This window comes from Nocardioides sp. (assembly GCF_035547795.1).
In the GTDB taxonomy this organism is placed as follows: Bacteria; Actinomycetota; Actinomycetes; order Propionibacteriales; family Nocardioidaceae; genus Nocardioides.
Genome location: NZ_DASZUF010000055.1, coordinates 1 through 10661 on the forward strand (window position 1 = coordinate 1; position 10661 = coordinate 10661).

Annotated in this window: 10 protein-coding genes, 1 pseudogene and 1 riboswitch; of the genes and pseudogenes, 1 reads left to right on the forward strand and 10 read right to left on the reverse strand. The window is 72.3% G+C overall.

Annotation, left to right across the window (positions count from 1 at the left end; translation table 11 throughout):
- From VHA72_RS04340 to VHA72_RS04380, 9 genes are all read right to left on the reverse strand, one after another.
- On the reverse strand, positions 1-1005 hold a 1005-nt coding region (locus tag VHA72_RS04340; protein WP_325573215.1), incomplete at its 3' end, for an acyl-CoA dehydrogenase family protein.
- 56 nt (positions 1006-1061) lie between these two features.
- Positions 1062-2363 carry a C40 family peptidase gene (locus tag VHA72_RS04345; protein WP_325573216.1) on the reverse strand — a complete coding sequence of 434 codons (1302 nt, stop codon included), beginning with the start codon at positions 2361-2363 and terminating at the stop codon, positions 1062-1064.
- A 389-nt stretch (positions 2364-2752) separates the two neighbouring features.
- A complete protein-coding gene (locus VHA72_RS04350; RefSeq protein WP_325573217.1) occupies positions 2753-3808 on the reverse strand; it encodes a phosphatase PAP2 family protein in 1056 nt (351 codons plus the stop codon).
- Positions 3809-3818: 10 nt separating this feature from the next.
- Positions 3819-4808 (reverse strand): ABC transporter ATP-binding protein, encoded by a 990-nt coding sequence (locus VHA72_RS04355; RefSeq protein WP_325573218.1) that lies wholly within the window; start codon positions 4806-4808, stop codon positions 3819-3821.
- Positions 4809-6413, reverse strand: coding sequence for an ABC transporter permease (locus VHA72_RS04360; RefSeq protein WP_325573219.1), 1605 nt, complete (start codon positions 6411-6413; stop codon positions 4809-4811).
- Positions 6414-6442: 29 nt separating this feature from the next.
- Positions 6443-7543 (reverse strand): thiamine ABC transporter substrate-binding protein, encoded by a 1101-nt coding sequence (locus VHA72_RS04365; RefSeq protein ID WP_325573220.1) that lies wholly within the window; start codon positions 7541-7543, stop codon positions 6443-6445.
- Positions 7533-7640, reverse strand: a riboswitch (TPP riboswitch). It overlaps the preceding gene by 11 nt.
- A gap of 6 nt (positions 7641-7646) precedes the next feature.
- Entirely contained in the window at positions 7647-8684 is a 1038-nt protein-coding gene (locus VHA72_RS04370) for an MBL fold metallo-hydrolase (RefSeq protein WP_325573221.1), read from the reverse strand.
- Positions 8681-9115 (reverse strand): hypothetical protein, encoded by a 435-nt coding sequence (locus tag VHA72_RS04375; protein WP_325573222.1) that lies wholly within the window; start codon positions 9113-9115, stop codon positions 8681-8683. The genes VHA72_RS04370 and VHA72_RS04375 overlap by 4 nt, the downstream gene beginning before the upstream one ends.
- A complete protein-coding gene (locus tag VHA72_RS04380; RefSeq protein ID WP_325573223.1) occupies positions 9112-9468 on the reverse strand; it encodes a hypothetical protein in 357 nt (118 codons plus the stop codon). Before VHA72_RS04380 ends, VHA72_RS04375 begins: the two co-directional genes overlap by 4 nt.
- Before the next feature lie 16 nt (positions 9469-9484).
- On the opposite strand from VHA72_RS04380, the gene VHA72_RS04385 reads away from it, so the two are divergent.
- The gene (locus VHA72_RS04385; RefSeq protein WP_325573224.1) at positions 9485-10273 is read left to right on the forward strand and encodes a putative protein N(5)-glutamine methyltransferase; all 789 of its coding nucleotides are present in this window, start codon (positions 9485-9487) and stop codon (positions 10271-10273) included.
- Between the two features lie 158 nt (positions 10274-10431).
- Here the strand turns inward: VHA72_RS04385 and VHA72_RS04390 are convergent.
- Positions 10432-10661: pseudogene (locus VHA72_RS04390) on the reverse strand (PLP-dependent cysteine synthase family protein); the annotation flags it as partial.

Sequence of the window (10661 nt, forward strand, 5' to 3'; positions counted from 1 at the left end):
CGCATAGGTGCGCGCGATCAGCGGCAACAGCCGACGCTGGTGCTGGCCGTAGTCGAGCAGCAGCAGCTCGGGACCGTCGCCCGCGCCGAACTGCCGACGGCACTCGGCGTACCGAGTGGCGATCGTCAGCGCCTCCTTGGCCGCGGTCAGCCCGGCGCCGCCGACGCTGACCCGCCCCTGGATCAGGGTGCCGAGCATGGTGAAGAAGCGCCGGTCCGGGTTCTCGATCGGTGACACGTAGCGACCGTCGTCGGTGATGTCGGCGAACCGGTTGAGCAGGTTGCCGCGCGGGACACGTACGCCGTCGAACCACAGCCGGCCGTTGTCCACGCCGTTGAGCCCCATCTTCGGGCCGTCGTCCTCGATCCGCACGCCCGGTGCCGGGGCGCCGTCGATCCGGATCGGCACCAGCACGGCATGGACGCCGTGGTCCTCGCCGGCCACCACCAACCGGGTGAAGACCACCGCCAGCTCACCGTGCCGGGCGGCGTTGCCGATGTAGTCCTTGAACGCGTCGGGCCGGCTGGTGGTGACCACCAGCTCGTCGGTGTCGGGGTGGTAGGTGGTCACGGTGCCGAGCGCGGCGACGTTGGAGCCGTGTCCGTGCTCGGTCATCGCGAAGCAACCCAGCAGCCGACCGGCGACCACGTCGGCCAGGTAGGCGTCGTGGTGGGGCTTGGTGCCCAGCTGCAGGACCGCCCCGCCGAAGAGGCCGACCTGCACGCCGGTCTTCACCAGCAGCGACAGGTCACCCATCGCGACGGTCTCGAACGCGGCGATCGAGGCACCGATGTCCCCGGCCCCGCCGTACTCCTTGGGGAAACCGAGCCCGGACAGCCCGGTCGCGGCCATCTCCACGAGCAGGTCGCGGATGCGCTCGCGGTAGGCCTCGCGAGGCAGCTCGTCGGCCTCGCTCAGCAGCCCGGCGTGCGGCACCAGCCGCTCCCGGACCTCGCGTCGTACGTCGGCGTGGCGGCCGTCCAGGACCGCGGCCAGCTCACCCACCACAGCATCGTTCAGCGCATCGCCGCCCATGCCGGCCACGGTATCCCGCGGTGGGCTCAGGGACGCGCGAAGAAGTTGGGCGCCTCCCAGGAGTACATCGACACCTCGTCGACGTCGGCGCCGGTGTGCGGGGCCTGGATGATCATCCCGTCGCCGGCGTAGAGCGCGACGTGGTGGATCGAGCTCGGGCTGTCGGTGGTGCCCCAGAAGACCAGGTCGCCGGGCTGCAGGTCGCCGAGCGAGATCGGCGTGGACTGCTCGTACTGCGCCACCGAGTAGTGCGGCAGGTCGATGCCGCCCTGCTGCCACGCCTTCATGGTCAGGCCGGAGCAGTCCCAGCTGTTCGGGCCGGCGGCGCCCCACACGTAGGGCTCACCGATCTGCGCACGGGCGAAGGCGAGGGCGGCAGCGACCCCGGCCGAGGTGGCGGCGGGCGCATGCGTGGTCGGCGCGGCCGGCGTCGGCCCGCCCGGGCTGCCGAGCGTGCCGGTCTTCGCCCCCTTGGCCGCGGCCTGCTGGGCGGCCTTGGCGGCGGCCTGCTGGGCGGCCTGCTGGGCGGCTGCCTCCGCGGCCGCCTTGGCCGCTGCCTCGGCGGCGGCCTTCTCGGCGGCGCGCTCCTGCGCCCGCTCCTCCAGCGCCTGCTGCCGCTGGGTGGCGATCGCGACGCTGACGTGCTTGAGGCGCGCCAGCTGCTTGAGCAGCTTCTTCTTCTGTACGGCGACGCTCTCGGCCTCGGCCTGGGCGGCGTTCGCGGCCGCCACCGCCGCGTCCCGCTTGGTCTTGGCGGCGGACTCGGCCTTGACCGCCTTGTCCTGGGCGGCGGTCGCCTGTTGGGCGGTCACGGTGGCCAGGGAGGCGGCGGCCTGCACCCGGCCGTACTGCGCGTTGAGCGCCTTCTGCGACTCCGACATCGCCGAGGTCTGCTGCTGGATCTCGTCGATGCCGTGCGCCTTGGCGATGCCGGCCAGGGTGGTCAGCTCCGGTGCCGACTGGTAGTTGCCGACCACGCCCTGGGCGTAGGCCTTACGCTGCTGCGCCTGGGCTGCGGCGGCCTGGTCGGCGGCCTGCTGGGCGGCGGTCGCGGCCTTACGGGCCTGCTGCGCCTCGTAGCGGGCGCCGTTGTAGGCCTCGGCCGCGATCTCGGCGGCGTCGCTGGCCTGCTGCAGCTTGGCGTTGGCCGCGGCGAGCTGCTGGCGGATCTGGCGCACCTGGCCCTGCTTGCTGGTCACCGCCTGCTGGGCGTTCGCGACGTCCTGCTTGCTCGGGATCGGCTGCCGTGGGTCGGCCTGCGCCGATGTCACCAGACAGCCGGCGACGAGGCCGAGCGACAGGACGGCGGCGGGTCCAAGCTTCCGCATGGTGGGGTGCACGTCGCACGACCGTAGTGCTCAGGAGTCACACAAGGCAACAAAAATCCCAAATTTCTCTGCCCACCGCGGCGTGTCGCATTGACAATTACATCAATGTCATTCTCGAACTACACCGGTGTGATTCCCGTCGAGAAGTCACCTTTGGCGCGTCGAGAGGTCAGTTCCGGCGCGTCGAGAGGTCACTTTCGGTACGCCGAAAGGCCGCGCCGGCAGCCGCCGGCATGAGGCCGGTGACCGTCGCCGTACCGATGCGCGGGCGCGTCCGACCCTCGACCACTCAACGCGCCGAAAGTGACTTCTCAACCGGCAGCAAGTGACCTCTGGACGGGCCAAAGGTGACCTCTCAACGGGCCAAAGGTGACCTCTCGAGGGGGAGGTCAGCCGCGGGCGAGGGCTTCCTCGGCCTGGATCGCGGCGCCCTCGGCCTCCAGGTCGCGTGTCCCCTTGCGTTCGAACCGGTGCCCCGCGGCCAGTCCGCCGAGGTAGAAGGACACCAGCGCGATCATCACGCCGGCGACGTCGTCGGAGATGCTGTGCCAGCCGAAGTAGAGGGTCGCCAGCGCCGTACAGCAGAAGTTGACCCAGAACACGATCCGCAGCACGCGGTTGCGGACGGTGTGCTGCACCATCAGCGCCACCAGCATCGTGATGGCACAGTGCAGCGAGGCGAAGCCAGCGACGTCCTGGACGGCGTTGCCCACGCCGGCCCACTTGATGTTCTGTCTGCCGTGGACCAGCGAGAGCATCATCTGCTTGGCCGGCGCGTTCGGCTCGTCGGTGTAGATCCACGGGAAGGCGATGCCCGGGCCCAGCGTCGGCAGCGCGTAGTAGGAGATCGTGCCCAGCGTCCAAGCGATGCACTGCGAGCCGACGAACCAGTAGCCGTAGGCCAGCTGACGCGACCAGACGATCCAGATGGTGACGGCGATCGGCACCAGCGGCAGGAACCACAGGTAGACGTAGGAGAAGAAGTAGGCCATGAAGCCGTCGCCGAAGACGTCCTGCATCACCGCGCCGGGGTGGTGACCGAAGAGGACGGCGGTGTCGATCAGCTCGAGGTCGCGGTCGTACTTGATGTGCATCACGAACGGCAGCGCGGACTTCATGTTCCGGTAGCTGACGTAGACGATGTAGAAGCAGATCACGCCCAGCGCCACCAAGGTCAGGCGCTGCTTGTTCCAGTGCGTGCGCAGCCGCTCCATGAAGACCGCCGGCATCCGCTGGGGGCGCATCCGCGAGAACCAGATCGTCCGCGGGATCAGGTCGATGCCGATCGCGAGCCCGAGCAGCAGCGGCAGCCGGAACCACGACGGCCCGAGGAAGCTGCCGTCCGGGTCGATCAGGTGATGACCGCTGCTCAGGGCCAGCGTGATCGCACCGACGCCGGTGGCGAGCGCGAGGCCGACGAGCAGGAGCTGGGCGCGGCGATACATGGCGGGCAGTTTACGAAAGGATGCTGAGACGATCCTGGTCGGCGCGGAGCCGCACCTTCTCGCCCGGGCCGGGATGCGCGGCCGAGCCGGCGACGGCGTCCATCTCGCCCACGCCGTCCACGTCGACGACCAGTCTGACCTGGTCCGGCGTGGCACGCGCCTGCACCACCACTCCCGACAGCGGACCGTCCTCGGCCAGCACCAGCGCGCTGCGCCGTACGGCGACGGTGGCCGGGCCGGCGTGCCCCACCCCGGCGGCCGCCAGCACCGCCGCCGCCGGAGCACCCTCGAGCACCCGCGCATAGCCCAGGAAGAGCGCCGTCTCGGGGTCGGCCGGACGCTGCCACACCTGCGCGACCGGGCCCTCCTGGACGAGTCGACCCGCGCGCACGACGGCGAGCCGGTCGGCCACGGCGTACGCCTCCTCCTGGTCGTGGGTGACCAGCAGAGCGGTGGTGCCGGCGGCGACCAGGATGGCGCGCAGGTCGGCCGCGAGACGGCCGCGCAGCCCGGCGTCGAGGGCGGAGAGCGGCTCGTCGAGGAGCAGCAGCCGGGGCTCGACCGCGAGCGCCCGGGCCAGCGCGACCCGTTGCCGCTCGCCGCCGGAGAGCGTGCCGGGCAGGCGCCGCTCGTAGCCGGCCAGGCCGACCAGGGCGAGCAGCTCGGCGACGCGTTCACGGCGACGCGGGCGCGGCACGTGCCGCAGCCGCAGCGGGTAGCCGACGTTGGCGGCCACGGTGAGGTGGCCGAAGAGCTGGCCGTCCTGGAACATCAGCGCGAAGCCGCGCTTGTGGGTCGGCACACCGGTCAGGTCGCGGTCGTCCCAGGCGATCGTGCCGGTGCTCTGCTCCAGCCCGGCGACCGCGCGCAGCAGCGTCGACTTGCCCGACCCGGACGGTCCGAGCACGGCCAGCACCTGGCCGTCGGGCAGGTCGAGGGAGACGTCGGTCAGGGCGGGGCTGCCGTCGTACCGGACCGAGACCTCGCGCAGGGAGAGCACTCAGAGCACCCCCAGCGACGGCACCCGCAGCCGCTCCACGACCAGCATCACCACGGCGGTGGTGGCGGCCAGGACGCAGGAGGCGGCCAGCGCCATGCCGTAGTTCATCGCGCCAGGATGACCGAGCAGGCGGTAGATCACCACCGGCAGGGTGGCGTTCTCGTCGCGGGCGAGGAAGCTGGTCGCCCCGAACTCCCCCAGGCTGGCCGCGAAGGCGAACCCCGCCGAGGCCAGCAGCGGCCGCCACAGCACCGGTACGTCGACCACCAGCACCGCCCGCCAGGGGCCCGCCCCGAGGCTGGCGGCGGCCTGGCGTTGCCGGTCGTCGATGCCGAGCAACGCCGGCACCAGGGTGCGTACGACGAGCGGCAGCGCCACCAGTGCCTGCGCGATCGGCACCAGCCAGGGCGAGTCGCGCAGGTCCAGCGGAGGACGGTCGAGGGTGACCAGGAAGCCGAAGCCGAGGGTCACCGCGGAGACGCCCAGCGGCAGCATGAACAGGGCATCCAGGATGCCGCGCAGCCGGCGCTCGCCGCGGGTGCGCGCCCGTCGGGTGACCGAGAGCGCGACCAGCAGGCCCAGGGTGAGCGCCAGCAGGGTGGCGTCGACGGCGATCCGCAGTGACAGGTTCAGGGCGGTGGTGGCCGGCTCGAGCAGCGCCTGGTGGGAGCCGGTGGAGTCCAGCGCGCGGTAGTTGGCCAGGCTCCAATGGCCGTCGACCTGGAGGCTGCCGATCAGCAGCGTGGCCAGCGGCAGCGCGACGAAGGCGAGCAACAGCACGGTCACGGCCAGCTGGGGCAGGTCACCGCGGCGGGGCCGGCGCGGCCGGGCCGGGGCGCGTTGGGTGCTCGTCCGCATCGGCCGGCTCCGGGCACCGATCAGCAGCAGCGCGACCACCACCAGCAGTTGCAGCAGCGACAGCGCCGCGGCGCCCTGCAGGTCGAGCAGGTTGGTGGTGAGCAGGTAGATCTCGGTCTCGACCGAGGCGTAGCGCAGGCCGCCCAGGGTGAGCACCACCCCGAACGAGGTGGCGCAGAACAGGAACACCACCGAGCCGGCGCCCACGATCGCCGGGCGCAGCGCCGGCAGCGTGACGGTGCGGAAGACCGTCCCCGGCGAGGCGCCGAGCGCAGCCGCGGCCTCGCCGGGGCGCGGGTCCAGCGACTCCCAGGCCGCACCGACCGCGCGAACCACCACCGCGGCGTTGAAGAAGACCAGGCCGGCCAGGATCGCCCACGGCGTCCCATCGACGTGCAGCCAGGCCAGCGGCCCGGTGAACAGCTGCCGGAACGCCACCCCGACCACGACCGTCGGCAGCACGAACGGCACCAGCAGCGCCGCCCGGACCACCCGGCGCAGCGGCACCGTCAGCCGGTGCAGCACGTACGCCGCCGGCAGGCCCAGCACCAGCGTCACCGCGGTGGCAGCGGTCGAGGTCCACACCGTGAACCAGAGCACCCGGTGCACCTGCGGCCGGGCCAGCACGTCGAGCACACCGCCGACGTCCCAGTGCCCCTCGGGCCGGAACCCGCGGCCGACCATGCCGACCACGGGCAGCACGAAGAAGACGGCCAGCACGGCCACCGGGACGGCGGCCAGGGCCAACAGGGTGACGGGCCCCCGGAGGCGACCGCCTAGCGGGAGGTGACGTCGCTCCACTGCTGCAGCCACTTCTCCCGGTTGGCGTCGATCTCGGCCGGGCTCACGGTCAGCGGGTTGGTCGGCTGCTTGGCGAAGCGCGTCCAGTCGGCCGGCAGCGGGGTGCCCGGCACGACCGGGAAGACGTACATGCTCCGCGGCAGCGCCGCCTGCACCTGCGGGGAGAGCAGCCACTCGACGAACGCCTTGGCACCGGGGACGTTCTTGGCGCCGGTGAGGACGCCGGCGTACTCGACCTCGGTGAAGCAGGTGTCGAGCAGCGCCTGGGTCGAGGTCGTGCCACCCTTGACGGTGTAGGCCGGGTCGGAGTCGTAGGACAGCACGATCGGCCGCTTGCCCTTGCCGCCGCCCTGGGTGAACTCCACCTCGTAGGCCTGGTCCCAGCCGTCGGTGATCTCGGCGCCGTTGGCCATCAGCTTGGACCAGTAGGACTGCCAGCCGTCGCCGTACGCGGCGATGGTGGCCAGCAGGAACGCCATCCCCGGCGAGGAGGTGCTCGCGCCCGGGGTGACGAAGAGGTTCTTGTACGCCGGCTTGGTCAGGTCGTCGAGCGTCGTCGGCGGCGTGAGGTGGTGGGCGGCGAACCAGGTGGTGTCGACGTTGACGCACACGTCGGAGTGGTCGATGGGGGTCAGATGCTGGCCGCCGTCGCCCTCGACGTCGTAGCCGCTGACCCCCGTCGGCACGCTCGCCGGCGTGTACGGCGCGAAGACGTTCGCCTTCAGCGCCCGGGTCGCGAAGGTGTTGTCCACCCCGAACGACACGTCACCGTCCGGGTTGCCCTGAGTCAGGACGAGCTTGTTGGTGAGCTTGCCGGCGTCGCCGTTCGAGCGCACCACCAGGTGGTAGCCGGTCTGCTGCTCCCACTGGGCGACCAGCTTCTTGGGCAGGCTCCACGAGTCGTGGGTGACCAGGACGACGTCCTTGATCTTGGGCGCCGCGGACGCTGTGGATCCGGAAGGCACCGGTGCCGAGGTGGTGTCGTCGGGGCCGCTGTCGTTCTTGGTGGAGACCGAGCAGGCGGTGGTCGCGAGCAGGACGGTGACGCCGATCGTGGCGAGCGCGCGCAGGCGCATGGTGACTCCCTTCGCCGGTGCTAGCCGGAGCAGGTTCGGAGGGTCTGCGGCTGACGCCGCACTCTCAGCCCCGTGCGGGGCTCCCCTGTCTTCTCCGGCCAGCCTAGGCCATCGCGAACAGCACGCCGTCGGCGGTCTCGGTCCGCGTCGCCTGCGCACGGGCGACCAGCACCTCCAGGTGCGCCATCGTCTCCAGCGTGGCCAGGGTTTGGTTGAACACGTCGAGCGTCCCGAAGGCGTGCTCGTGCCGCGTCCAGGGCAGGTCGTGGGCCACGCCGTACGCCGTCTTGGGGCCGCCGTCCAACGAGGCCAGGCAGAGGTCGAGCCGGTGCTCGTGGTGGGCGAGCAGCTGGTCGACCCGGGCGTGCGAGGACGGCGCCACCGGGCCGTGGGCCGGGAGCAGGCGCAGGTCCGGCAGCGCCCGCATCCGGGTCAGCGACGCCATGAAGTCGCCCAGCGGCGACGCGGCCGCGGCCGGCTCGAAGCCGACCGAGGGAGTGATCGTGGGGAGCACATGGTCGCCGGCGAAGAGCAGTCCGGCGGGCTGGTCGGCGTACACGTAGTGGCCGCGGGTGTGTCCGGGCGTGTGCACCGCGTCGAGCGTCCGGGCGCCGACCGCGACGGTGGTGTCGCCGTCGAGCCAGACGTCGGGGTAGCGCCAGTGGTCGAGGTCGGCCGGCGGTGGCGTCCAATCACCCCACGCCTCCAGCACCGCGCGGGCGCCGGCGGCGACCAGCTGCGGCCGGGAGTCGGCGGCGCCCGCGTGGACCAGGTCGAGCGTGGCACGCTCGGGTGCGCCGAGCGCGATCCGGGCGCCGACCTCGCCCCGCAGCACGGAGGCCAGCGTGTAGTGGTCGCGATGGATGTGGGTGACCAGCACCTCACGGACGTCGCCGACGCCGGCGCCGATCAGGGCCAACCCCTTCTCCAGCGCCTCGCGGGCCTCCGGCACCGCCCAGCCGCCGTCGACCAGGGTCAGCCCGGCGGGCGTCTCGATGGCGTAGACGTTGACCGCCTTGAGGCCGTCCATCGGCAACGGAAGCGGGATGCGGTGGATGCCGTCGGCGACCTGCCAGGCCCCCGGGGCCGCCCAGTGCTCACCCGAGTCGGGCGAGACCGCGACGGAGGTCGACTCGCTCACGAGGCTGTCTCCTTCTGCTCTTCGGGCACCCGCTCGTGGGTGCGGTGCAGCCACAGCAGCGCCGCGATCGGCAGGGCCGCGGGCACCCAGCCGTAGCCGCCGCCGTAGTCCGACCACACCGACGCGTCCGGGAACCAGCTTCTCCTGACCACCGAGAGCGTGCCGATCACGACCACGCCGGCGAGCTCGACCCACAGCATCACCTCGGCCAGCCGGGGCCGGCCGTGTGCGGCACGGCGGATCGCGAACCAGCCCACGATGTAGGTCACCGCCGCGACCGCGGACAGGAGGTAGGCCAACGGTGCGACGTGGAACTTGGTCGCGATCTGCACCGCCGCCCGACTGCCGGAGGCGAGGATGAACAGCGCATAGAGCGCCATCAGGACCAGGTGGGGTCCGCGCTTGGGCCGCGGCACGTCGTTCACGCTCACCTGGTCATCATGAGGCGTACGGCGATCACGCCCGTGGCCAGGGCGGCCACGGCCACCACTCCGGACGACCAGCTGTCCCGGTCCTCGCGCACCGAGCCGAGCGCCACCGGCAGCACGCACACCACCGCGGCGACGTAGCCCAGGTGCGTCGACATCGACGCCGGCCGGTGCCCCTGGATCAGCGATCCGACCGCACCGAGAGCGAGCACCGCGCACAGCGCCTCGAGCATCCAGGCCATCTGGTCCAGCCAGCGCGGCCGCGGCGCCTTCAGCACCACGCCGAGCGCGCCGGCGCCGGCGACGAGTACGGCGTAGCCGGCCACGATCCAGGCGATCGGGACCAGGGCTGACATGCGAGCATCTTGACCGATGGACGAACTGGTCGCGCAACTGAGGTCCGCCGGGTGCGTCTTCGCCGAGGAGGAGGCGACCGTGCTGCGCGAGTCCGCATCGTCGGCGGCGGAGCTCCAGGCACTCGCCGTACGCCGGATGGCGGGGGAGCCGCTGGAGCACCTGGTCGGCTGGGCGTCGTTCGACGGGCTGCGGGTGCGGGTGACGCCCGGTGTGTTCGTGCCGCGGCTGCGCACGACGCTGCTGGTGCGGGTGGCCGCCGGGCTGCTGTCGCCGGGGGACGTGGTGGTCGACCTGGGCTGCGGGTCGGGCGCGATCGGGGCCGCGGTGGCGGCCCGCGTGCCGGGCGTCGAGGTCTGGGCGGTCGACGTCGACCCGGCCGCGGTCGCCTGCGCCCGACTCAACCTGCCACCCGAGCGGGTGCTGCTCGGCGACCTGGGTGGCCCGCTGCCGGCCGGGCTGGTGGCGCGAGTGGTCTGCGCGAACGCGCCGTACGTCCCCACCGGCGAGATCGGCCTGATGCCGCCCGAGGCCCGCGACCACGAGCACCGGGTGGCGCTCGACGGTGGCGCCGACGGGCTCGACGTACAGCGCCGGGTGGCGGCTGCCATGCCGACGCTGCTGGCCCCCGGCGGCTCGGTGCTGATCGAGACCGGCCGGGCGCAGGCCGCCGCCACCGCGGAACTGCTGGAGGCGGCCGGGCTGTCGGCGCGGCTGCACGTCGACGACGAGATCGCCGGCACCGTGGTGGAGGGTCGGACGCGAAAGGTCGTCCACCCCCCACCGGCGGACGACCCCTCGCGATGAGGGAACGGCCCATCAAGGGGGCTATGACGCGGTTTCGGAGAAACATCTAGACCGGCGTTCCGAGCACAACAGCTGAGTTGGTCGACCGACACGCCGGCGTGTCACCCGACCACGTCAGCTGTTTTCTTGACTGGGCCCGCGCGGCGGCTCAGACCGGCTCAGAGGGAAGGCAGCACGCCCGTCTCGTCATAGGCCGCCAGGGCATGGGCATAGGGATCCAGGTCGATGCCGTGGGCGGCGACCCAGTCGTCGTCGAAGTACGTCGTCAGGTAGCGCTCCCCCGCGTCGCACAGCAGCGTGACCACACTGCCGGACTCGCCGGCCGCACGCATCCGGCCGATGACGCCGAGCGCGGCCCAGACGTTGGTGCCGGTGGAGGGACCGACCC